General features: G+C 39.1%; 18 protein-coding genes. 9 read left to right on the plus strand and 9 right to left on the minus strand.

Going from position 1 to position 24097, the window contains the following annotated elements:
- Positions 1-7 precede the first annotated feature (7 nt).
- Positions 8-907, minus strand: a complete 900-nt coding sequence (locus AACW45_RS00775; RefSeq protein WP_190626697.1) for a hypothetical protein — start codon at positions 905-907, stop codon at positions 8-10.
- Positions 908-1126: 219 nt separating this feature from the next.
- Here AACW45_RS00775 and AACW45_RS00780 point away from each other — a divergent pair, with 219 nt between their 5' ends.
- Positions 1127-1252 (plus strand): hypothetical protein, encoded by a 126-nt coding sequence (locus tag AACW45_RS00780; RefSeq protein ID WP_277880174.1) that lies wholly within the window; start codon positions 1127-1129, stop codon positions 1250-1252.
- A gap of 245 nt (positions 1253-1497) precedes the next feature.
- Positions 1498-3246 (plus strand): peroxidase family protein, encoded by a 1749-nt coding sequence (locus AACW45_RS00785; protein ID WP_190626699.1) that lies wholly within the window; start codon positions 1498-1500, stop codon positions 3244-3246.
- A gap of 97 nt (positions 3247-3343) precedes the next feature.
- On the opposite strand, the gene AACW45_RS00790 is transcribed toward AACW45_RS00785, so the two are convergent.
- Both AACW45_RS00790 and AACW45_RS00795 read right to left on the minus strand, forming a co-directional pair.
- Positions 3344-4267: a DUF928 domain-containing protein gene (locus AACW45_RS00790; RefSeq protein WP_190626701.1), complete on the minus strand. Its 924-nt coding sequence runs from the start codon at positions 4265-4267 to the stop codon at positions 3344-3346.
- A 383-nt stretch (positions 4268-4650) separates the two neighbouring features.
- Positions 4651-5658, minus strand: a complete 1008-nt coding sequence (locus tag AACW45_RS00795; protein WP_242046818.1) for a DMT family transporter — start codon at positions 5656-5658, stop codon at positions 4651-4653.
- A 267-nt stretch (positions 5659-5925) separates the two neighbouring features.
- Between AACW45_RS00795 and AACW45_RS00800 the strand changes: the two genes are divergently transcribed.
- Together AACW45_RS00800 and psb34 are read left to right on the plus strand one after the other, a co-directional pair.
- Positions 5926-6303: a hypothetical protein gene (locus AACW45_RS00800; protein ID WP_190626706.1), complete on the plus strand. Its 378-nt coding sequence runs from the start codon at positions 5926-5928 to the stop codon at positions 6301-6303.
- A 324-nt stretch (positions 6304-6627) separates the two neighbouring features.
- Positions 6628-6798 (plus strand): photosystem II assembly protein Psb34, encoded by a 171-nt coding sequence (psb34, locus tag AACW45_RS00805; protein WP_190538343.1) that lies wholly within the window; start codon positions 6628-6630, stop codon positions 6796-6798.
- 120 nt (positions 6799-6918) lie between these two features.
- Here psb34 and AACW45_RS00810 read toward each other — a convergent pair whose 3' ends face one another.
- From AACW45_RS00810 to gloB, 6 genes are all read right to left on the minus strand, one after another.
- The gene (locus tag AACW45_RS00810; protein ID WP_190626708.1) at positions 6919-10998 is read right to left on the minus strand and encodes an amino acid adenylation domain-containing protein; all 4080 of its coding nucleotides are present in this window, start codon (positions 10996-10998) and stop codon (positions 6919-6921) included.
- 560 nt (positions 10999-11558) lie between these two features.
- Positions 11559-13037 carry a glycogen synthase GlgA gene (gene glgA, locus AACW45_RS00815; protein ID WP_190626711.1) on the minus strand — a complete coding sequence of 493 codons (1479 nt, stop codon included), beginning with the start codon at positions 13035-13037 and terminating at the stop codon, positions 11559-11561.
- A 237-nt stretch (positions 13038-13274) separates the two neighbouring features.
- Positions 13275-14666 (minus strand): replicative DNA helicase, encoded by a 1392-nt coding sequence (gene dnaB, locus AACW45_RS00820; protein ID WP_096642806.1) that lies wholly within the window; start codon positions 14664-14666, stop codon positions 13275-13277.
- A gap of 347 nt (positions 14667-15013) precedes the next feature.
- On the minus strand, positions 15014-15472 hold the full coding sequence (rplI, locus tag AACW45_RS00825) for a 50S ribosomal protein L9 (protein WP_190626713.1): 459 nt from the start codon (positions 15470-15472) through the stop codon (positions 15014-15016).
- Between the two features lie 167 nt (positions 15473-15639).
- Positions 15640-16740, minus strand: coding sequence for a DUF2817 domain-containing protein (locus AACW45_RS00830; RefSeq protein WP_339385071.1), 1101 nt, complete (start codon positions 16738-16740; stop codon positions 15640-15642).
- Between the two features lie 53 nt (positions 16741-16793).
- Complete coding sequence (gene gloB, locus AACW45_RS00835) at positions 16794-17567, minus strand: hydroxyacylglutathione hydrolase (RefSeq protein ID WP_190626716.1); 774 nt, start codon at positions 17565-17567, stop codon at positions 16794-16796.
- Between the two features lie 405 nt (positions 17568-17972).
- Between gloB and AACW45_RS00840 the strand changes: the two genes are divergently transcribed.
- The 5 genes from AACW45_RS00840 to AACW45_RS00860 all read left to right on the plus strand — a co-directional run bounded on the left by AACW45_RS00840 (position 17973) and on the right by AACW45_RS00860 (position 24086).
- A complete protein-coding gene (locus AACW45_RS00840) occupies positions 17973-18200 on the plus strand; it encodes a hypothetical protein (RefSeq protein ID WP_190626719.1) in 228 nt (75 codons plus the stop codon).
- 189 nt (positions 18201-18389) lie between these two features.
- Complete coding sequence (locus tag AACW45_RS00845) at positions 18390-19406, plus strand: hypothetical protein (protein WP_190626721.1); 1017 nt, start codon at positions 18390-18392, stop codon at positions 19404-19406.
- Between the two features lie 101 nt (positions 19407-19507).
- A complete protein-coding gene (locus tag AACW45_RS00850) occupies positions 19508-20551 on the plus strand; it encodes a glycosyltransferase family 2 protein (protein WP_190626723.1) in 1044 nt (347 codons plus the stop codon).
- 13 nt (positions 20552-20564) lie between these two features.
- Positions 20565-21725 (plus strand): glycosyltransferase family 4 protein, encoded by a 1161-nt coding sequence (locus tag AACW45_RS00855; protein WP_190626725.1) that lies wholly within the window; start codon positions 20565-20567, stop codon positions 21723-21725.
- 33 nt (positions 21726-21758) lie between these two features.
- Complete coding sequence (locus tag AACW45_RS00860) at positions 21759-24086, plus strand: ABC transporter ATP-binding protein/permease (RefSeq protein WP_190626727.1); 2328 nt, start codon at positions 21759-21761, stop codon at positions 24084-24086.
- The last annotated feature ends 11 nt before the right edge of the window (positions 24087-24097 follow it).

Raw genomic sequence — 24097 nt, forward strand, 5'->3', positions numbered from 1 at the left:
CCGATAGCTATAATGCGCCTTGCTTCAATTCCTGCTGTAAATCAGCCATAAATTTCAGGAAAAAATCTTTAAACACGCACTCTCTTTCAGAACTCCCAGTACTAAAAGTAAAAGATAAATCCTGAATTTCCGCCGCAGCTTTAGCAATCATCAATAATAGTACGGTTTTTCCGGGAGTAGTAGGCGATCGCAACATCCCGTCAAAAGTTGATGCTTTAATGGCTATTCTGGGTACTTGTGGCGTAGGCGCATGATCGGTAAATGTGCGTTCAATTGGCTGATTGAGGTTTTCTTTTAATTTTTTTAAAGATAAAGCTGAAGCTTGAACTACTTCCCCAATATTATGCCCCACATCAAGAATATGCACGCCTTGGGGTAAATTACCTTGACAGTAATTCATAATTTTTGCTTGTGCTTTTTTCCCGCGAATATACTTCCAAGGCAATATGGCTTCCGGTAAGCTTTGAACTGTATCTTTTGCCTCACGAGTAATTTCTAAAGGTACATCTTGATCAAAAAATCGGCGATTAACTATTTGCACCATTGCATGTGCTAAAACTTCATCATCAGCATCTGTTCTTAATAGTTCAGCAATTTTTTGCACATCTTCTTGGCTATAACTTAAGGCTACTTTCTCTTCTAAATACGCTCGTCTAGGATAATAAGTGGAATTATCTTTTGATTCAAAAGGACAAAACCACAAGTCACGCTGTTGATCGTGAAACTTGGTTGAGGAGAAATACAACTTTACCCACCAAGGTAAAGATTTTGTCGGGTAGCTATGTAACCTATCGACAGTCCCAGATTTCTCAATTAGTCTGATTTGTACAGGATCGGAAACAAAGATTACGTCTATTAAAAAGGGAATTCTGATCCGCAATGGTTTGAGCTTCAATTGATTAAACATCTTTATAGCTCCATGAGTTTGGGTAAAGAGACGCGATGAATTTGGGTAAAGAGACGCGATGAATCGCGTCTGTACAAGAGGCATGGTTTTGAGGGTATTTGCGTTTATTTCCAGCGATTTACTTAAGGCTACAAAATTTCTCTATTCTCTATTCTCAATAATTCTGCCTCATTGCATATTACCCTTTGGGGTACTATTCATTTTGGGCAAAAGTTAGTAATGTTGCGTTGGCAGTCAATGGTCAACGGTCAACGGTCAACAGTCAACGGTCAACAGTCAACAGTCAACAGTCAACAACCAAACTATGTTGCACAATCGCCAGTTGTCTTTAATTATGCCGACTAACTTAAATGAATATAACTATATTGGCAAATATGAATTGAGCTAAAACACTTTTCCCTTATGAATCTGTTCAGTGCATGAGGAAAGCAGAATTATTGTTATTTACCTTATTTTCTTAATAAATATTAACGCTAAGTAGATTGCTAAAAAATAGTTATGTCTTCAGGAATTGAGAAAATTTGATTGTAAGTAATAATAACGAAAACACCAGAATTATAGTCTAAAAATAAACTCAAGGAATTTGTCAAATGTTTGGAATTCCCTGGCATCGTCTACCAACACTATTAGCATTGTTAAAATTATCTGGGTTTCGCAAAGAACTGAGACAGAAAAATCTCCACGATACTTCTCAATTACCAGACACAGATAAGCTTCCCGAACCCCAGCCTAGTCCTGATGGTCGTCATTTGCTAGCGCGGACTGCTGACGGTAGTTTTAACGACCTCAAGCAGCCACAAATGGGGATGGTTAATACTCGCTTAGGGCGGAATGTGCCCTTGACAGAGGTGAAAGTAGATCGGCAAAATCTCCTTAACCCCAATCCGCGCGAGATTAGTCAACGGTTGTTGGGGCGAGATGAATTTATTCCCGCCGAATCTTTAAATATTTTGGCTGCTGCTTGGATTCAATTTCAAAACCATGACTGGTTTTCTCATGGTGATAACCAACCAGATAAAAAAATTGTCATACCCTTAGCAGAAAACGATCCCTGGCCGCAAGAACATCGACCGATGGCTATTAAGGAAACTTTAGTCGATGAAACTCGCCCACAAACAGAAACATCAGCACCGCCGACATTTATTAATAAAGTCACCCATTGGTGGGATGGTTCGCAAATTTATGGTAGTCATCCAGAGCAGGTCGATCAATTGCGATCGCATATTGATGGCAAATTGATTATAGGTGATGATGGTCTATTACCAGTTGATGCCAATGGTATCGATCGCACAGGTTTTAATGACAACTGGTGGATTGGCTTAAGTTTGCTGCATACTCTGTTTGTCAGAGAACATAACACAATTTGCGATCGCCTCAAACAACAATACCCAGATTGGAAAGATGACGACCTTTTTGACCATGCGCGATTAATTAACGCTGCATTAATGGCGAAAATCCATACCGTTGAATGGACTCCTGGTATTCTCGCCCATCCCGCGTTGCAAATCGCTATGAATGCTAACTGGTGGGGGTTACTCGGTCAAAATATCAAACGGATTTTCGGGCGGATTGGTGACGGTGAGACAATTAGCGGCATTATTGGTTCACCTACCGATCACCACACAGCACCTTACTACATTACAGAAGAATTCGTCAGCGTATATCGCTTACATCCCCTAATTCCTGATGAATTTGAGTTTTATTCCCACGGAAACGGTAAATTACTGCGCAAAGGTGACTTTTTTGAAGTCGCAGGTAAAAGGGCTAGGGGGGTAGTAGAAGAAATTGGTTTGGCAGATTTATTTTATTCTTTAGGTATCGCTCATCCAGGGGCGATTACCTTGCACAATTATCCCAAAGCTTTACAAAAACTAATTCGCGACAACGGCGAAGTTTTAGATTTAGCGGCTATTGATATCCTCCGCGATCGCGAACGTGGAGTACCCCGCTATAATGATTTTCGCGAAATAATTGGTCGCGGGCGGATAAAATCCTTTGAAGAGATTACCAGCAATCAAACCTGGGTAAAAGAACTGCGGGAAGTTTACAACAACGATATCAACAGCGTTGATTTAATGGTGGGGATGTTTGCCGAAGATTTACCCAAAGGCTTTGGTTTTAGCGATACAGCCTTTCGTGTATTTATCTTAATGGCTTCTCGACGCTTAAAGAGCGATCGCTTTTTCACCAAAGACTATCGCGCCGAAGTTTATACCCAGTTTGGTCTAGACTGGATTGACAACAACGGCATGTTAACTGTTCTACAACGTCACCTACCTAGCTTGGATCGTTCTCTATCTGGAGTCAAGAACGCTTTTGCACCTTGGAACCCTGTTTAGTCATTTGTCATTTGTCATTTGTCATTGGTCATTTGTTAGAGACGCGATTAATCGCGTCTCTACAATGGTCAATAGTCATTTGTTCCCCTTGTCCCCCTCAACTTTGGGGAGTACAACAGGGTAATAAAGGCTTATCTGTCACCTGATCTAAATTCACGGATTTTAATAAATCTGCCCAATATTGTTGAATTTCTGGATTATTGGGATTTTGACGGCGTAAATCAGCTAAAATGCTAATGGCGTCTTCCCAAAAGCCAGCAGTTGCATAGAGAACTGCACGATCTAAAGGTTTGGGTGTTTCCTGTATCTGAGCAGCAATGTTTTCGTCTTGCATGAGTTCAATTGTGCCTTCTAGGAATATATCTAAATCGCGACTGTTAGGATCGCAAATCATCGAAAAATTCCAATGATATTCTTTATCTGCTTGTAACGCTGGTTGATTAGCAGGTAAAGTAATACTGACAATTCCCGCTTCTCCAACTGGCGGGAAAGTTTCTTTATATATAGGATCGCTATCGGGAGTTTCCCGTAAAGAAAATTCGAGTCCTGCTACTGTTTTAGAAGTTTTTGGAATGTAGAAAAAGAATGTAGGATGATCTTTTGTAGTGTGTTGAGCTTCCTTACTACTAGGAATTAAAGGAATCGCCACATCTGCATTTTGAAAGCAAGTTCCCCTCGATGCGGCAGATCTAACTCTACCAGGTTTACCCGGTACAAAGCCGATTAAAGTTCTCCGACCTCGCATATAACCTTGAACATTTCTAATAGCTGCACTAGCATAGCTATCTCCAGGTCTTGCTTGTAATGCTTGCTGAAAAAGTCCTAAAGCTCTGCGATAATTTCTCTGTCTAGTTGCAGTGTAGCCTTGACGCATATATTGGTCATAAGCAGACCTTGCTTGTGCCACTTGCACAATTGGATTTGCTGCTAATATTTTGCTGGTAGTTGCAACACCAAAAGGTACACATACTAATACAGAAAACAGAGAACCAATCAACAATTTACGCTTCATAATATTCATATCTGCTCATACAACTGTAATCAGTTTCTAATAGAGTTAAAGCTTTTTTCTATAACAATTTGTAGAAAGGCAATCTTAATAATCTTAAACAATTCATCTTCAAAGCCTTTAACTTATGTATCATGCCAATAGATATACATAGATACACATACTTAAATATGAGACTGGGGATGGTAATTACTAGTTCCCATACTTACAGCATATTTCAGGTAAATGAGGTACGCGCTTCGGGGCATGGCAGTGCCAATGCCCCTACAACCAACGATTATCTGTACCTCACCAACTTGCAATTCGCTGTGTTTAAAATCCCGGAGCAAAGGAGTAGCTTGTTCCGGGTTAATCCCAAATCTAAAATCTAAAATCTAAAATCTAAAATCGATTTACTATAGTCCTTTAAATCCCATACTCATGTCTATTTTCTGTTCTATCTGGGTGGAACTCAACTGAGGTGATGCAATTACACGAGAAGTTTGACGTTTCATACCAAGCTGGCTGATAAATATGCCTGCTAAAATCAAGCTACCACCAATATATTGAGCCATATTAGGCGCTTCATTTAATACTAAAAATGCAGCAATGATACCTACTATCGGTGTAAATGAACCGATTAAAGAAGCTGTGGATACTGTAGAATTTCTTAAACCTTGCAGCCAAAAAAACTGTCCGAGAACTACAATCACCGCCGCATAAACTAACATCCATTGCCACAGAAAAGGCGAGAATACATCCATAAAATGCTCTCTACCATATAGCCCTAAAGCAATGCAGAAAAAAATTATAGTTCCTAAGGCATTGCGAAATATACTGTAAATGCCTAAAGGCACGTGAGATAAATATTTTTTACCAATAATTGTCGAAATAGCAGCAGCTAAAGCAGCGATCGCTGTTAAAATTTCCCCTAAACCTAAGTGCAAGCTGCCCATGCTCATCATTGTTTGGCTAGGAGGCTGAAGGATAATGGTGAGACTTACACCAATAAATGCCGCGATCGCACCACTAGTTTCCCATTTAGTTACCCGTTCTCGCAATAACCAAAAAGAAAAAGCCAAAGTTAACGGTGGTTCCAAGCGTCCGATGAGAACTATATTATTCACAGGTGCGATCGCTAAAGCTTGAAAAATTAACCCCGGAACCAACGCCCCCGATAAAATAGCCACAACAGTAAGGCTGTTCCAGTCTTGTCTAGATAGCTGGCGTAACTTTGCTGGCTTCCACTGTCGCCAGTAAATTGGGATAGTTATCAGCAAAGCGCAAAGATTCCCAACAAATAAAACATTACATAAAGAAATGGGATTGCGATCGCCTATTAAATTCTGAGCGCCAATTTCTGTTAACTTACGGGTGATAGCACTAGAGAAGCCAAAAATTAGAATTGCTAGCCAGAGATACATTGTCCCTGGAATTTTATGGGTAAGCCTGTACAGTTTCTTTACTCTAGTCAAAATACTACCACTGCCTACTAAGTTGCTTTTGGCTCACATCATACTGAAAATACCTTGTTAATTTAAGCTACCATTCCTGTATGAGCAAACGCTGAGAACTAAATTAAATTTCTCAACGCATAAATTCATCAAAATAATAGTTGAGTTTCACACAGGCTTCAGCCTCAACAACGATATTGAGGTTGTTCGCCAGATGTACCAGATTAGGAGTCACAAATGAAACTCGCCCCCATACTCACAACAGTTGCTTTAGTTGGTTGTTTTACAATTTGGGATGCTCCCATCAAAGCCATCAATCCCTTACTAGCTCAAGCCTCAGCCGCAGAAGCCAAAGATGCAACAGGCTTAACTCCTCAACAAAAAATTGAATTTCTCTCCAAGCATAAAGGTGAATTTGGTAGCGGTGACGCTTTACGCCGTTACTTTTTTGGCGATTTAGAGCCAATTTCTGTACAACCTGGCGGTGCAGGTATGGTAGTTAATCTTTACAACAAAGCCAACGATGTGACCATCGCTTACTGTACTACCTACGATGTAGTTGTCGCCATCAAGAAAGGTAAAGTAACTAAGTTTGAACCCAGTGAAGTTAAGTAAATAGAGGTTAGAGGCTAGGGTGTGTTTTCACAGTCGCCATTACCTCCGGCTACGGCTACTATACCAAGTTTGTCTACACAAACTATAAAAATAAAGCATTTTAGCCCACGCAGGTGGGCTTTGTTCGTATAGCCTCAGGCTTGAGCCTGAAGGCTTTTTCGGAGCGAGAGATTTTTGCCGAAAGTCTTCCAAGTCTCCTCATCCCCATCATTGATAAGTCTCATTTATGGATAGTATCCATAATTATTTGTCAAGCCGTGTTGACTATTTGTAACAAACTTGTTAAATTTATTTACATAAGTTAACAAGGCGAGAGAAAAAACTATGTATACAACAATTAATGAAGACGGCGTTCTCAACAACTACGCAACCGAACCCCAAATCTACTACGCTGAATACCCAACAATTTGGGAACAACGCCAATACCTCTTACAAGCTGGATTCGCTACATTACTTGTCACCACTCTTGTTTTAGTAGGTTTAAGCGTTAGCTAAAATTTTTAATTAAATTTTCTGATTTCGGTATCAGGATATCTCATAGTCAATAAACCTCTTCCTCATCACCCCGGTAACTAACCGGGGTTTTTTGTTGCTGTGGTAATGAGTTTTCAGGCGTCAATTAAAAGTGAAACTGCTTACTACCTGATTATCTGCTTGTGCCTGTTCTAAGCAAACAATTAATTTTTCGGCTAAAATCTGCACCGTTGGTTCTCCCAGCATACCGAGATGTGTCCCAGGAACCTCGTGAATCTCCACTCCTTGTTTAGCCATTCCCTTCCAGCCTCTACAGGGTTTGAACTGACACCATCTCAACACTTCATTAGTGGTAAATAAAGTTACCTTACCAGCATAGGGTTGTGGTATATAATCCGCCATTGTGGCTTGCTTGAGAGCTTCTATTAATGCCATGTTGTAAGGGTTGGCATCTTCAGTAAAAGAGTGTTCATTCCACAAGTCAAACTTGCTGCTTGGTTTCCCAGTTAACATAGATCTCAACCAATCTAGTTTGGCGAGAAAATAGTTCCATCTATCTGTTGATCTCAGTCGCCAGAAAGTCAGAAAGTAGACATAAAGGGTACGCAATAGGGAAGGATTATTGATATACAAACTAGGGCTATATGTATCAAACATAGCTAGTAAAGCCACGCGATCGCCTTGAGCAACTAACTGACGCGCCATTTCAAAAGCAATTGTCCCACCACTAGAGAAACCACCCAACAGATAGGGGCCATGCGGTTGAACAGTGCGCATTTCTTTGATGTAGTGAGATGCCATATCCTCAACTCTCGTGTGGGGAGTTTGTTTACCATCAAGTCCTTGTGCTTGTAACCCATACACAGGTTGTTCTTTACCCAAGTAACGCACTAGAGTTTGGTAGCCAATTACATTACCTCCCAGAGCATGGATTAAAAATAAAGGGCGTTTCTCACTGCTACCAGGCTGAATAGTTACCAGAGAAGACCAAGAAGCTGGTGTATTTGATTGACGGAGAATGCTAGCTAATTGTTCTATGGTTGGTGATTGTAACAAAGTAGCTAGGGGCAGTTTTTGACCAAATTTCTTTTCGATTTGTGTAAATAATTTTACTGCTAATAGGGAATCTCCGCCCAAATCAAAGAAATTATCGCTGATGCCAATTGACTTAATACCTAAAATAGCTGACCAAATTTGCGTTAACTCGATTTCTACGGTGTTTTTTGGCGAAACAAAGGCTTTTTCTAATTCTGGTCTGTTTTGGTCAGGGATGGGCAAAGCGCGGCGGTCTACTTTACCATTAGGAGTCAGTGGAATTTTGGCGATCGCAACAAAGGCAGATGGAATCATATAATCTGGCAATTTCTCTCGCAGAAAACGCCGCAATTCATTCATCGTCGGTGTAGACTCACCATTAAGCACAACATAAGCTACCAATCGCTTATTTCCTGGCTCATCTTCCCGCGCTATAACTACAGTTTCCTGTACACAGTCGTGTTGTGATAATACACTCTCAATTTCTCCCAACTCGATGCGGAAACCGCGAATCTTTACCTGATGGTCAATCCGACCGAGAAATTCAATGTTACCATCAGCCAGATAGCGAGCTAAGTCTCCTGTTTTATAGAGTCGTGCTGATTTCTTGTCGCTAAAGGGATCGGGAATGAATTTTTGGGCTGTAAGTTCGGGTTGATTTAAATAGCCAGAGGCTAAACATTCTCCACCAATATGCAATTCTCCAGAAACACCAATCGGACAGGGATTGAGGTAATCATCAAGAATGTAATATTTAGCGTTTTGGATGGGTTTACCATAGGGAATACTCTTCCAATATGGCTCGACTTTGCCAATGGGATAATAATTAGACCAAACTGTTGCTTCGGTTGCGCCACCCAAACTAATCACTTCTACCCCTGGGAAGGTAGCTTTAAGTAAATCTGGCAGTGTGACTGGTATCCAATCACCGCTCATAAATACTAACCGCAATTGGGGATGACAATTACTTTCTTGAACCTGGGAGAAAAAGCCAGCAAGTTGTTGCAGTGCAGGCGGTGCAGAGTCCCAGAATGTGATTGGCTCATGGCAAAGAATGTGCAACAAAGCTTCTGGATCTCGCACATCATCGCTAGGGACAACCCGAATTGAACCACCTGCGGCTAATAATCCGAAAATGTCATAAACTGACAGGTCAAAACACAAGGATGTGATAAATAAAACTCTGTCAGCAGAATTAATATTAAATGTTTTGTTAACCCACTCAATCAGGTTGATAACAGGTCGATGACGAACCACAACCCCTTTTGGTGTGCCTGTAGAGCCAGAGGTAAAAATCACATAAGCAATATCATTTGAATTGGCAGATGTCGGTAAATTTTCTGTAGGCAGTAAATCTAGATAAGAACGATTCCATACCTGCTGATGTCCAACTTGCCATCCAGATTGAGTATGTGCAGATTTATCCAAACAGATTAAGTGTTGCAGTGCTACCAGTTCTAGCTCATGAATATTAGGTAACAACCAACTTTGGGTGACTAAAGAGTTAATTTCTAGAGAAGACAGCAGTAATTGAATGCGTGCTTTGGGGAAACTGGGTTCTAGTGGTACATAAGCACCTCCAGCTTTTAAAATCCCTAGCACCGTCGGAATCATTTCTAGCGATCGCTCTAGATATACAGCAACTAACACCCCAGGCTTGACACCCAGTTGCTTCAAGTGATGGGCTAACTGATTAGCTCTACAGTTCAACTGTTGGTAAGTTAGTTGTTCCTCTCCACAGACGACAGCTACAGCATCGGGTGTCTGCTCTACCTGCGCCTCAAATAGTTGATGAATACAAAGTTGCTCTGCAAAATCTGCTTGTGTATGATTCCACTCAATCAACATTTGATGTTTTTCATCGCTTGTCAATAGTGGTAGTTCTCCTAAACACTGCCAGGGATTATTTGCCATGCTGGACAATAAAGTCTCAAGATGTCCCAGCATCCGAGCGATTTTGGCATTGTCGAAGAGATTTTGGTCGTATTTGAGTTTCAATAACAGTTCTGAATCTGCATAACCAACCAATGTCAGAGGAAAGTTAGTTTGTTCTTCTAGCCGGAATTCCAGGTTTTGCCATCTACCACCCTGAGAACGTAAAGCCGAATTTAATTCATAGTTTTCAAATACCAAAATACTATCGAACAAGGGCTTTCCTGGTGGCACATCGCTCCATCTTTGCACGTTGACTAGAGGGGTATGTTCATAGTTTCGCAAAGCTACCCACTGCGATCGCAATTCTTTGAGCCAACTCAGAAGAGATTTTTCCCCAGAAACACTGACTCGAACTGGTAAGGTATTGATCAAAAGTCCTACGATTGATTCAGCTCCAGCTACAGAGGAATGACGACAGGCTCTTGTCGCACCAAATACAATATCGCTTTCACCACTGTAACGACTCAAAAGTATCGCCCAAGCACCCTGTACTAAAGTATTGATTGTGAGTTGATGTTGTTGTGCTAAAGACTGCAACATCGCTGTAGTTTTTTCTGAGAGCCGGATTGCTTGCTCGCCAAAACCGCTTTGATCGCGGGGATTTGAGTCTAATAATAAAGGTGTGGGTGCGGTAAAGCCTTTGAGCAAGTTCCGCCAAAAACTTTCGGACTTACACCAATCCTGTTGCTGTAGCCATGTAATATGATCTTGATAAGGACGGGGTTGGGGAAGTTGTAAGTCTTTGCCTTCACAGAAAGCGTCATAAAAAGCGAACACTTCCTTAATAAGGATTGACAAGGAACGACCATCTAACAAAGCATGGTGAAAAGTCCAAATAAATTGGTAGACAGATTCTCTCAACCGAAATAATGCAAGGCGCATCAATGGCGCGACATTTAACTCAAAGCCAAGAGTGCGATCGCTTTGCAGATAGGCTTGTAATTTAGTTGATTGTTCTGTGTCAGACAAGTCACACCAATCTTGCTGTTCCAGAGGAATGATTACTTTTTGATGCACATATTGCTGAGGTTCCCGTTGACTTTGCCAATCAAAGCTAGTTCGCAAAACTGCGTGTCTTTCTACAACTTTCTGCCATGCTTTTTGAAATGCCAAAACATCAATTTTTTCATGTACTAAACAGATCATCTGCTCAATATCTACTCCCGATTTTTGAGCAACTAAATTGTTAAACAGCATTCCTTGCTGTAGAGATGAAAGTTGGTATGAATATTCTCTGGTTACTACTTTCATTTTGTTTCGATAAAAATTATGAATGATTTGATAGTTACTAAAAATGTCACTATCCGCCAAAAGATTAGATAATTACGAAATCAAATCAAATAAATTCTCTACAATATTCAGTAATTAATAGATTGATTACAATGCATTCCATATATGCACCAATTACCAAATATTTTTTTTATAACAGGCAGAGAACTTATAAAAATTATGGTAGTGCAGCTTTATCAATAAGTATCAATAGAATTTAACAGCTAATATTTCAAATTCTATATAAAAATAATAAAGAATTATCTAGTTTTTATAAAGAAGATATAAAGTTATAATAGCTACTACGTGATTTTAACTAACAAATTCTATATTTTTAACCAGTTAAATTTAGCCAAAATATATTAAAAAAATACCAGTGGTAACGAGCGCTACATAAAATTTAAGCCAAGAAAAAAGGCGGCAAAGCCACCTTCTTATTGATCTAATTTTTAGATAAAGGTACAGTATCAACTACAAGGCTGGCTACAAATTATTCTCCGCATACCCATATCATCATGTAGCCAATTTCAAGGCAATTAAAATTACCACTTGTGTCTAATCCAATCGTAAATTTCTACATATTCCCCGCCAGGAATATTCCAGGAGTAGTCATACTCCATACCTTGAATTGCTAATTCGCGGAATTCTTCGGGAGAATAATTCCACAAATCAATTGCTCGTCCCATTGCAGACTCAAGGGCAGAATTATCACTTTGGTAGAATACAAAACCATTGCGTTTTTCTGGTGGTACATTCTCATCGTAATTGCGGTCAAATACTGTATTTACCAAACCGCCGACACCGCGCACAATGGGAACAGTGCCGTATTTTAACCCAATCATTTGCGTTAACCCGCAAGGTTCAAAATTACTAGGCACAACAATCATATCTGCACCTGCATAAATTAGGTGAGATAATTCTTCATTAAAGCCTAGTTCTAAATGAACATCAGGGTTGTTATTTAAAAATTGTTTTTCATGTTGGAATTGGGCATTAATTCCCGGTTCTGTTGCCGAACCTAGTAATACGAATTGTGCCCCTTTATTGAGAGCGTAATAAATAGCGTGATGTACAAGATGCACGCCTTTTTGATTATCTAAACGCCCAATATAAGCAACGATCGGTTTATCTTCTTGGCGGAGCAAAAGCCGCTCTTGCAAAGCTTTTTTGTTATCAAATTTCTTGTCAAAAGTGTCTTTGTTGTAATGAGAGGGGATGTAACGGTCAACTTCTGGATTCCAAAAATCGTAATCAATACCGTTAAGTATTCCCTGGAATTTATCTTGATGCAAATGTAAAGTATGACCTAAACCACAACCTATTTCGCTAGTACGCGCTTCCCAAGCGTGGTTTGGTGAAACTGTGGTGACAGCATTGGAGTAAACTATACCCGCCTTCATAAAGTTCAAGGCGAAGGGGTTGAAGTTGTCACGCAGTTTATCGTATTGGAAGTAATATTCTGGTCGGTTTAAACCTGTGGCTTGGAGTGTTTCTACACCACCCATTCCTTGATGCTTAAAGTTATGGATAGTGTAGCAAGCTCGCTGATACTCCATGCCATAATACTTGTACATTTCATGGAGCATGACTGGAATTAAGCCTGTTTGCCAGTCATGACAATGGATAACATCAGGGCGCTTGTTACTTTGCAGTAAAAATTCTAAAGCAGCTTTGCTAAAGAAAGCAAAACGCATATTGTCGTCGTCACAGCCGTAATAGCAACCGCGATTAAAGAAATTATCTTGAGAGTGGGGTTGAATAAAGAAACATACTCGTCCATGTACCCAACCGCACTCAACAGTACAAGTAATGGCTCCACCGTACCAGGGTACAGATAGATTGCGATAGGCTTCGTGTAATCCCCAAATATGGTCGTAGCGCATACAATCATATTTGGGCAGAATTAGTTCGACACAATGCCCACGAATCTCTAATTCCCTACTCAATCCGTAGACAACATCCCCTAAACCGCCTGCTTTAATTACAGGAGCGCACTCCGAGGCAATCTGTACAATGTACATTCGTAGTCCTCGCTTCACAAAACTTTATTTTAACTATATTATTATCAGTACATGAAAAATGTACTCATTGACACCGGAGAGTATGAATGATAAGTAAAATAAGTTAAACTGGTGTCAAGTGATAATCAAATCTGTATTGGTCAGTTGTCAGAGACGCGATTAATCGCGTCTGTACAAGGGTAAGTTGTTATAGTGCGATCGCATACCCTTGCGTTCCATCCCACTCAAGAATGAATTTTAATAATTATTGGGTCGAGCTAAGTTTTTAAACTTGGTAAACTGCGGATCGAATAAGAGTTTTACTGTACCTGTAGGGCCGTTACGGTGTTTAGCTACTATGACTTCAGCAATACCGCGATCGGGAGTGTCATTATTGTAATAATCATCGCGGTACAACATAATTACTAAATCCGCGTCTTGTTCAATCGATCCCGATTCTCTTAAATCTGACAACATTGGACGCTTATTAGTACGTGCTTCTACTCCGCGACTTAACTGCGATAAAGCAATTACTGGAACCGATAATTCCCGCGCTAAACCTTTTAAAGAACGTGTAATTTTTGATAATTCTTGTACTCGGTTATCACCTGCACCTTCCATTAATTGCAGGTAATCTATGACAATTAAACCCAAATTTATCCCTTGTTCTGCTTGCAATCTTCGCGCCTGACTTCGCATTTGGGTGACAGTGATATTTGGCGTATCATCAATAAAAATTGGAATATCAGAAAGCTTACTAATAGCCAAGCTTAAAGGTTCCCACTGTGCTTGACTTAGCCTTCCACTACGTAAATAACCGCTTTCAATTCCCGCTTCACTAGCTAATAAACGTTGTACCAGTTGTTCTTTAGACATTTCTAAACTAAAAACAGCAACTGGTAATTTTTTCATCTCGACAACATCGCTACCCTTAACAGGAACTTCCGAATGAGCAATATATTGTGCGAGATTCATTGCAAAGCTAGTCTTTCCCATTGCCGGTCTAGCAGCGACAATAATTAAATCAGAACGCTGAAAACCGCTAGTCATTGCATCTAAATCATAGAAACCACAGGGGATTCCCGGTAAAGAAATACCTTGATTTCGTTCTTCAATATCCTGAAAATTATTAATTAAAACATCAGAAATGTGAATTAGTCCTGACTGTACCTTTTCTTGAGTAACACCAAAAACTTTTTGTTCTGCTTGATCTAAAACTATTGGTAAATCTTTATCAGTTTCATAACCTAGATGGACAATTTCATTACCAGCTTTAATTAATTGTCGCCGCATGTATTTATCCATGACTAATACTGCTAAGGCGTCAATATTAACGGCTGAAACTGTGCGATCTACAAGGGTGGCTAATTTATTTCTCCCGCCAATACGGTTAAGCATATCGTTATCAGCTAGCCAACTGGTAACTGAGAGTAAATCTGTAGGTTTACCTTGCGCATGGAGTCGTAAGGCGGCTTGATAAATTTCTTTATGGGCGCTAATGTAAAAAGCTTCAGCAATTAAGCGATCGCTAACTCGACCAATCGCTTCTGGATCTAGCAAAATTCCCCCCAAAATCGCCTCTTCTGCTTCAATATTTTGGGGTGGAAGGCGATCGCTACCATCGCCTTGAAAACTTAGTCCTTCAGCCATAAGCGCTTTAAAATTGCGATCGGGGTTTAGCTATTAATCTTATATAGCAATCCTATTTGATATGTAAACAAAAAGGACAAGGAGGACAAGGAAGACAAGGAGGACAAGGAAGATGGGTATTTGTGACTCTTTGTGGATTGCTATAGTCTAAAATTTGCGGTTTTACAACAAAGATATAATTCGTAATTATTAATTCGTAATTCGTAATAATTTTTAGCAGATGAATGTGGTAAATGGAATCAAGGAAAACGATTTATTTATCTTGAATCCATGCATCAATTAAATTACCGACATCCTCAATTAATTAGCAATTACGAACTACGAATTACGAATTACAAATTATTTCCTTAGCTAGCCACAACTTGAATATCGAGTTGCGCGGTTACGTCGGAATGCAGCTTAATTTCAGCTTTGTAAGTACCAAGGTGGTTGATATCGGGTATTGTAATACCGCGACGATCCACTTCTTGATTTGTCGCTGCTTTAATTGCATCTGCAACATCTTGAGCGGTAACAGTACCGAAGATAGCTTCGTTTTCACCAACTTGCTTGGCAATTTGCAAGGTGGTAACTTTTTCGAGAGCTGCTTTTTGTTCTAAAGCTTGTTGTTTTAATTCTAATTGCCGTTGAATTTCTTGTTCGCGACGGCGTTCTACTTGCTTGAGAATCCCAGGAGTAGCATGAGTTGCTAACTTTTGAGGAATCAAATAATTACGAGCATAGCCTGGTGCTACATCCACTAAATCGCCTAATTTACCCAGTTTATAAACATCCTGAGTTAAAACTAACTGTACGCGCTTCGCCATTGTTTTTTCGTTTTCCTGTAGAATCTCATTAACTTGGGTTGCAGCCGGATAGCTAACAGATGTGTAGCTGTATCCCAAGTGGCTTGGCTAATATCCCAAAGCTTAAAGATCCTAGCGAATGGTAGGGTGCGATCGCAACTCCTATGCGCCAAAAAATTTGTCTTGGTTTATAATGAGGCGATCGCGCGTTCGACCAAATCAAGTCCTTGAGCGACTACTGTATCGCGCCAAACCTTATCCCCAGGGACAAAAACTTCTTTTAATCGCTGGCTTGTCCATTCTCTACATGGGTGATTAGCTGGCGCAAAAAAATGCGCGCGATTTTCTGCGCGTAATGCTTCCACTACCTGAATAACTGAATAGGTGCCAAATTCTGCTGTCAGATATTTATAGTTAGATTGGGGTAATTTTGCTTGACACCAATTCCCCAAACCGCCACGAAATTTATAAGCTACCTTTCTAGTTTGATAAGGTTCGATATAATTTGCGCCAAATTTCTCTGTTAACCACTGGGTAGACTTGGATTCTGGCGGATCTTCAATAAACAGTTTATAGGTTGCTTTCTGACCCAATCCTGTATGTAAGTCAATATGAATTACATCCTTTGCTTCTCCCATCCAGCGAGATAGATTTGCATCGAGAATGCGGTAAGTTTTTGCGGGAGCATGTCCGCCGAAAAATAAACCTTGGGGAAAATCGTATTGACCGACTGGTAAGGTTTTTGTTAAAGAATTAATACCATAACGGAAAATAAGAGCGATCGCTTTCAGCAAAAAAGGCTCAAACCGAGATGGCGGTGAAGTGGGGTTAAAAAAGGCATTTAAATCGCCATACATTTGCGGACTACCCCGATATTCTTCACCGGGTAGCAGAAAATTACGATTTAAATCGACATTATCTTCATTCCAACGTCTCAACCAAGCAAAGCCGTAGGGATTCAAAGCATGTAATAGCAATAACGCCAAATCACCAGGTGGTTTCCAATTTTTCAGGCGTTCCTCCATCAAAGCACATTGCACCGCCGAACCAAAAAACCCTTCCACCCCATGTAACCCACTCGATACCACCACAACCTTTTGCGCCTTAGGGTTTCCTAAGATCGCCACATCAATAGTCAACTCTTCCCCATCCGGCCCAGTTTCCTCAATAGAGTAGGCTTCTAAACCACACCCCAAAGCCAACGCCGCAGCGCGGAAGCGATTCCTTGCTGTTTTATAGTCAGGAGAAAAGGCGTTGCTATAGGACATATCTAGGGAAAAGGGAGACAAGGAAGACAATTGTACAGACGCGATGAATCGCGTCTCTGAGCAATGGCTAATGACTAAAACTTATCCTTCATTCCCCTAATTCTGGCAAAAGTTTGCACCGGCTCATGACTTTTCGTCGCTAATTGTAGTGAAGGCTCCTCCCAGCGTAAAAAAGGATTGGTGCGTTTCTCCACTCCTAGTAGTGAAGGAACAGTCGCTTCCCCTCGACTACGGTAAGCTGTCACTTCTGCAAACCTCTGCTGTAAATCGCTGTTTTCCCCATCTACAGTCAGAGCAAATTTTAAATTATTCAATGTATATTCATGGGCACACCATACACGAGTATTATCCGGTAGAGAGCGGAGCTTGCTCAAAGAGTTAACCATTTGTGTTGGTGTCCCTTCAAATAAACGACCGCAACCCCCAGCAAATAAGGTATCGCCGCAGAATAATTCCCCTGTTTCTCCAGCGATCGCTGGCGGAAAATAATAAGCGATGTGAGCGCGGGTATGTCCGGGAACGAAAATGACTTCAGCGATGCGATCGCCCAATTGAACACGAGAGCCATCTTCTAAAAATACCTGCTGTCCGGGAATTCTCCCCCGATCCTCAACTCCACCATATACCGTCAATTTTGGGAATTTTTGCATTAGCTGCTGATTACCACCCACATGATCGTGATGGTGGTGGGTGTTAAAAATTGCTACCAAATCAGCTTTTAGTTCATCCAGCTTTTTGAATACAGGTTCAGCTTCTGCTGGATCGACAACTGCGGCGATATTTTGGGTGCGATCGTACAACAAGAATATGTAGTTATCGGAAAGTGCTTCCAGACGAAATACCTGCATAACTTCAAATTCCTTAGATTAATGACTCATAACTAATGACAGCTTTAACCAATTGAGCCGCGCATTAGCTTCGCTATAACGGAGTTTGGTATCTTGTACATTCTACCTGTAAAACCTCTTAACTATCTCCACACACAACCGTATTTACCCTGAATCGATAATCTAACAGTCTTAATAAATGTTGTGATTAATCAGTACAATTTCTCTGGAAGTAGCTAAAATGCGAAGTTAGAGTGAACTTATTCTCTTTGTGATTAATACAAAAAGAATGTCGATCATCAGGAATCTGCAATATTTGCTTTTTTTAGTAAAAATTTAATATTTCTTAAATTTTTAGCTATCTCCTTTTTAGATATTTAAAGGTGAGCAAGTATTGTCATGTTTTATTGCATCTGTAGGAGATTTATGACTTATCAGACATTGATGTACAAAACTGTCACTAGTCAATCAGAAAAAGGAGTGCAGCAAATTGTAGATCGGATTCTTTCATCAGGGAGAATGAGCCGACAGGATCATAATTTACTTACTTCTACTGTTTTGGCTAATGGCAATATTAATGATGGCGATCGCCGCCAAATTAACCGCATATTCGATCATCTACAAACAGGGAGGCTAAAATTACTTGATTGGTAAGATGATTAGTTAATTTTGGCTATATGTCCTCATAGTTAAAAACTAGTGCGTATACTCTAGCACAATGAAACGCACTAGTTATAGCAATCATAAATACACAAAATTGCATCAGATAAAATTTTCTGAATAATGGCTAGTCCTAATATTTTAGGAATCAACGAGACCACATAATATTAAGCATAAATATTCATGAGCAATCAATTAGGTAAACAGCTAATTTATGCAATTCGGGATGCTATAAATAACATCCGTTATTCCAAACGTATCCTCGTAGTTAGACAGCGCGATCACCAGTCTACATATAATGATTACTTTCTTTATTGGGTCAGCCAAAACGTCCCTGAAGCTGCACATTTATTTGAAGTTCATTATCTACCGTGTGAAATAAATAATTGGGAAAGATACGCTCTATTTTTACCTTGGTTACAAGACCCGCTTAAAGAAAGGTTTCCTCATATTTATAAATATGCCAAAGAATTAGAGGCACAGTGTCACTTACACAACATTCCTATTGTTAATCCTGTAGATAATCTCTCAAATTCCATCAAATCAATTGCATCAAAGCTAATTGGTGATGTAGGGATTCGTACTGCTAAAACAATACCCATCACTGACATAGAAGATTTTAAAAAGACAAAAGGAGGATTATCAACTCCTTTTTTTATCAGAGAAGACTGGATACATGGTAGTCAAATCTTTTTCATACAACATCCTGAAGAAATAGAAAACGTATCTTTTGAAAAATTCATTGCTCCCATAGCAGTAGAATTTTTAGATGTTAAAGGAGAGGATGGTTTGTATCGTAAATATCGCTACTTTGCTATGGGAGATGAAGGTATTCCCGGCCCTTTAATGGTTTCAAAATCTTGGGAAGTGCGAGATAACGATGACCGCGTCATCAATGAAGCAATCATAGCTGAAGAGATTGCTTATTTTAGTGGAGAAGATCCTAATCACTATATATTGCAAAAGGCAAGAAAAGCATTAGGTTTTGATTTCATGGCCTTTGATTACAGCTATGATAACCAGGGAAATTTAATGGTGTGGGAACCGAATCCTTTTCCAGTAATTTGGGGTTCACATGATAGTGAACCTAATAAAAAGTATCAACTACCTTCAATGGATCGCATCTATACAGCACTTCTCAAGTATTATTTACAGCGTGCTAATATATCAATCAAAATTCCAGCTATTCCATGGTTGTAAATCCTAAGTTTTCTATCTTAGGATTTGAGAAACTAAGTTTTGTTACCACAACAATAGCAAAATATTATCTGCAACTTTTTCATCACAGGAGTGTTTAATAAATGGCTCCGATTGTTTCCATAATTGTTACTTGTTTTAATCAATCTAGCTACCTAGAATGCTCAGTGCGAAGTGTGCTAGCACAAACATTTACAGACCTTGAATGTATTATTGTCGATGATGGCTCTACTGATAATACTCAAGCAATTGTTGAGCAATTGATGAGTCTTGATTCCCGAATAAGTTACTTCTACAAAGAAAATGGCGGAGTATCTTCTACTCGAAATTTTGGCTTTACAAAAGCCAAAGGTAAGTGGATTCAATTTTTAGATGGAGATGATTGGATTCACGAAGATAAAATTAGATTGCAGTTAACTCATTTATCTCCAGAGGTAAATGAGAATAATACTGTTTTTTATACAGATTATGAACGAGTCTTCATCAACCAAGAGCAAGAAATTATTAACAGACAAGAAAATATCATTGGTGCTTTGACAAGAGAGCAACTAATTGAGCGATTGTTAATTCCTGATTTTCTAGCTGATTCTCCATTCCCCTTGCTGCAACAATGTCTACTTATGAATAGACATGTGCTAGAGAAAAAAATTTTTGATGAGCGCCTTAAGGCTTTGCAAGATAGAGACTTTCCACTAGACCTTTTACTTTTAGGTGTTGATTTTGTGTACACACCTATGATTGGAGCATATTACACCAAACATCAGTTTAATAGAACTAATAATTGGTCTTATATGAAAAATTATTACATTATGTTCTATGAGACAGCATACAGTAAGCACAAAGATTTACTGCCTTTTTGTCAAACAGGTATACATTTTTTAATTAAAGAAGCAATTAGAGAAAAGGAAGAGATTAATTTTACTAAATTGATGCCGATGTTTTACCCGCCTTTTTACTTAGTGAATAATAAAATTCAGATTAATTCTAGCTATTGGCTTAAGCTAATTTACCGAATCCGGTTAATGATTCCCAGCTTTTTATTATATGAAAAATATCGAGGGCCACGCTCCCAGAAAATTATAAGTATTTGGCAGAAAATAATTAGCATTTTCAAAACTTATAAACCCACTTTGATTGGTAGTGAATAAAATATGTTTCAATATGAGCAAAGCTAAAGTTTCCTTAGTAGTTAGCGATTTTGCTGGTGGAGGCACAGTCCGAGCCTTTTTACTAGCTCAAATTCTTAAAAAAATCAATTATGAAGTAGAAGTAGTAGGATTTTTATTTGGTAAAGAAATCTACGCTACACCTCCTTCAGGAATACCTATTAATTATGTGATTGGTAAAAACTATCCTAAGTTTCTGCTATCAGCTAAAACACTGTTACAAAAACTGGATGGCGATATTATTTATGCAGTTAAACCTAAACCTACAAGTTTTGGTGTGTCTTTAATTCATCAACTCAGCCGACATCGTCCTTTATTTTTAGATATGGATGATTGGGAACTGAGTTGGCATGGAGGATTGGAATGGAAATATAATCCTAGTCTTAAGCAATTATATAGAGATATTTTCAAGTTAAATGGAGCATTAAAATTTCCCGATCATCCACTTTATTTACAGTGGATAGAACGCTTAGTGCCAAAAGCAGATGTAGTTACTATAGATACTAATTTTCTCCAAAAACGCTTTGGTGGTGTTTATATACCTAATGGCAAAGATACAGCAATGTTTGACCCCCAGAAGTATAACCCTGAAGCAAGTAGAGAGCGTTATGGTCTTTCTAAATATAGAATTTTAATGTTTCCTGGAGCGCCAAGACCTCACAAAGGTGTTGAAGATGTTTTACTAGCTTTAGATCTGTTAAATGAAGCAGATTTAAGATTAGTGATCGTCGGTGGTAGTCCTTACGATGATTATGACGATCAACTAATTCAAAAATGGGGTCGTTGGATTATTAAGTTACCAAAATGTCCTGTAGAGGTAATGCCTGAGGTAGTAGCTGCGGCTCATATTATAGTTGTTCCCCAACGAGATACTATAACTGCTCAATCCCAATTTCCCCTCAAGTTGACAGATGGAATGGCAATGGCTAAACCTGTGTTATCAACACGGGTAGGAGATATTCCCGAAATTTTAGATGACACTGGTTATTTAGTTGATCCTGGTTGTCCCGAACAAATTGCTGAACAAATTCAATTAATATTTAAAAATTTAGCCGCAGCAAATGAAAAAGGACTAAAAGCCAGAGCGAGATGTGTACAAAAATATAGTTTAGAAACTATGTCATCTACCTTAGCAGAAGTAATTAATCGGTTCTGATTAGTGATATGTAAATTTATACTTCAATCTTCAATGTCTAATCTTAAACTACTAAGTAAATTCGTAAAACCTTATCCATTACGGATATTAGCAACAATTCTTTTGGGATTTTCTGGAGCTTTATTTAATGGTGTCGGTACAACATTGATTGTACCAATAATCCTCAAAATTGTTGGACAAACAGTTGATTTAACTGGTGCCCCACCTATTTTAAAAGTAATAATATCTCCTTTTGACCAGGTGCCAGAAAATTACAGCCTAGCAGTGATGTCTGGCTCTATTATATTTATCATCTTCTTAAAAAATCTCTCTAGTTATGTCAGTACTTTAGTTTCAAATTCTTTAACGCGAACACTCACCTCAGATATGAGAGAGGCTGGAGTGGAATTATTATTAAAAGTAGATTTACATTATTACACCAAGATGCGGGTTGGGGACTTAATTAACAGTCTTGGTGGAGAAATAAGCAGAGCGGCAAGTGCTATAGGTGGCGCAATTAGATTAGTAATTTTATTAATTACTATATTAGTTTTTATAATATTATTATTATCAATTTCTTGGGAATTGACTATAGCTACTACGCTGTTATTGACCTTTATTACATTAATCAATCAGTACGCTATTCAACGTTCAAAATATTTTGGTACAGAGCTTTCGGAGATGTCTAAAGCTTATTCTATTACTGTAATAGAAGTACTAAATGGGATTCGCTTAGTTAAGGCAACTGGAAATGAAGACAGAGAATATCAAAAGATTAAGCAACTAATTCGCGATCGCGAAAAAGCAGATTTTCTATCTCAGGTTAATTCTGAAGCTATTGCGCCAGTCAGCGAGGTCACCGGCATTATAGCTTTAATCGTGATTGTGTTAATAGGTCGCGCCTTATTTGCATCTCAAATTACTACAGTTTCAGCCGTTTTGCTGACATATTTATTAGTGCTATTGCGGCTGCTGCCATTAATTTCTCAATTAAATGTCCTTCGTAGTAGCTTTGCTAACAGTTCTACGAGTGTAGATGTTGTAGCTGACTTTTTACGAAAAGATAATAAACCATTGATGAATCTGGGCCAAGTTCCCTATCAAAGTTTACAGCAAGGAATACATTTTGATCGTGTTTGTTTTGCCTATCCTAATCATGAAAATTTGGTACTTGATAACGTAGATTTATATTTGCCAAAAGGAACAACTCTAGCTTTGGTTGGTGGTTCTGGTGCAGGTAAATCAACAATGGCTGACTTGTTAAGCAGATTTTACGATCCCACATCTGGCTGTATCACTATAGATGGCACAGATTTGCGTGAATTTGAGATGAAATCACTACGTCAGTCTATGGGAATTGTCAGTCAAGATACTTTTTTGTTTAATGACTCAGTACGGAATAACATTGCCTATGGACGCGGTGAGGTTAATGATGATGAAATGATCGCAGCAGCAAAGCGGGCTAATGCTTATGAGTTTATTAGTAAATTACCTCAAGGATTTGATACCTTAATTGGCGATCGCGGTGTGATGTTATCGGGTGGACAAAGACAAAGATTAGCGATCGCCCGCGCATTACTACAAAATCCCGAAATACTGATTTTGGATGAAGCCACTAGCGCTTTAGATACGGTTTCTGAACGTTTAGTACAAGCTGCACTTGATGATCTTAGCCGCGATCGCACAACACTAGTTATTGCTCACCGCCTTTCCACAGTCCAAAAAGCCGATCAAATTGCTGTATTAGATTATGGGCGTGTAGTAGAACTAGGAACCCATCAAGAACTTTTAGACAAAAGTGGTTATTATTCACGCCTCTACTCAATGCAATTTGCTGAACCTCCTCACAAGAACTCGGCTCGTGTCAAAATCCTGAATGCAATGCGTAAGTATTCAGCGCAGATGAGCTATCCCCTTGAGGTTGCTGCTCCACAGAATCAAAGCTTGATCCGCATTTCTCACGAAATTCGGACGCAGCTTAACTCGATAATTGGCATTCTCAATCTATTACTTGATGGCATTGTAGAAAATTCCCAAGAACAGCAGGAATTAATTGAAGAATCCTACAAATCGGCTTTAGAAACTCTAAACATGATTGATATCTTAGATGATATCGATCGTCACAATATTAATTGTCAATTGTCTTTAGATACTGATAAGAGTATCAAATTTAATAACTACGCCCAAAAATTTAGTGAATCTTCTCAACAGCTACGAACTGGTATAAAATCCTTGCTTAGTTCCTTGAAGTTGTTATCAGAAAAAGTAGACTATAATCCTCAGCAAGAAAATCAATTAGTTGGAGAAATTTATGCGACTGCTGTTTCTCTTATCGATACATTACAAATAATTGAGCAAAAAATTAATATTAAACATCAATAAAAAATCTCACT

Source organism: Calothrix sp. FACHB-168 (genome assembly GCF_963889195.1).
Taxonomy (GTDB): Bacteria; Cyanobacteriota; Cyanobacteriia; order Cyanobacteriales; family Nostocaceae; genus Aulosira; species Aulosira anomala_A.

Bases quoted from the DNA above. Each gene is read 5' to 3' on its own strand.
- AACW45_RS00775 (WP_190626697.1), bottom strand. From the start codon at position 907: ATGTTTAATCAATTGAAGCTCAAACCATTGCGGATCAGAATTCCCTTT.
- AACW45_RS00780 (WP_277880174.1), top strand. From the start codon at position 1,127: ATGTTGCGTTGGCAGTCAATGGTCAACGGTCAACGGTCAACAGTCAAC.
- AACW45_RS00785 (WP_190626699.1), top strand. From the start codon at position 1,498: ATGTTTGGAATTCCCTGGCATCGTCTACCAACACTATTAGCATTGTTA.
- AACW45_RS00790 (WP_190626701.1), bottom strand. From the start codon at position 4,267: ATGAATATTATGAAGCGTAAATTGTTGATTGGTTCTCTGTTTTCTGTA.
- AACW45_RS00795 (WP_242046818.1), bottom strand. From the start codon at position 5,658: ATGTATCTCTGGCTAGCAATTCTAATTTTTGGCTTCTCTAGTGCTATC.
- AACW45_RS00800 (WP_190626706.1), top strand. From the start codon at position 5,926: ATGAAACTCGCCCCCATACTCACAACAGTTGCTTTAGTTGGTTGTTTT.
- psb34 (WP_190538343.1), top strand. From the start codon at position 6,628: ATGTATACAACAATTAATGAAGACGGCGTTCTCAACAACTACGCAACC.
- AACW45_RS00810 (WP_190626708.1), bottom strand. From the start codon at position 10,998: ATGAAAGTAGTAACCAGAGAATATTCATACCAACTTTCATCTCTACAG.
- glgA (WP_190626711.1), bottom strand. From the start codon at position 13,037: ATGTACATTGTACAGATTGCCTCGGAGTGCGCTCCTGTAATTAAAGCA.
- dnaB (WP_096642806.1), bottom strand. From the start codon at position 14,666: ATGGCTGAAGGACTAAGTTTTCAAGGCGATGGTAGCGATCGCCTTCCA.
- rplI (WP_190626713.1), bottom strand. From the start codon at position 15,472: ATGGCGAAGCGCGTACAGTTAGTTTTAACTCAGGATGTTTATAAACTG.
- gloB (WP_190626716.1), bottom strand. From the start codon at position 17,567: ATGCAGGTATTTCGTCTGGAAGCACTTTCCGATAACTACATATTCTTG.
- AACW45_RS00840 (WP_190626719.1), top strand. From the start codon at position 17,973: ATGACTTATCAGACATTGATGTACAAAACTGTCACTAGTCAATCAGAA.
- AACW45_RS00845 (WP_190626721.1), top strand. From the start codon at position 18,390: ATGAGCAATCAATTAGGTAAACAGCTAATTTATGCAATTCGGGATGCT.
- AACW45_RS00850 (WP_190626723.1), top strand. From the start codon at position 19,508: ATGGCTCCGATTGTTTCCATAATTGTTACTTGTTTTAATCAATCTAGC.
- AACW45_RS00855 (WP_190626725.1), top strand. From the start codon at position 20,565: ATGAGCAAAGCTAAAGTTTCCTTAGTAGTTAGCGATTTTGCTGGTGGA.
- AACW45_RS00860 (WP_190626727.1), top strand. From the start codon at position 21,759: ATGTCTAATCTTAAACTACTAAGTAAATTCGTAAAACCTTATCCATTA.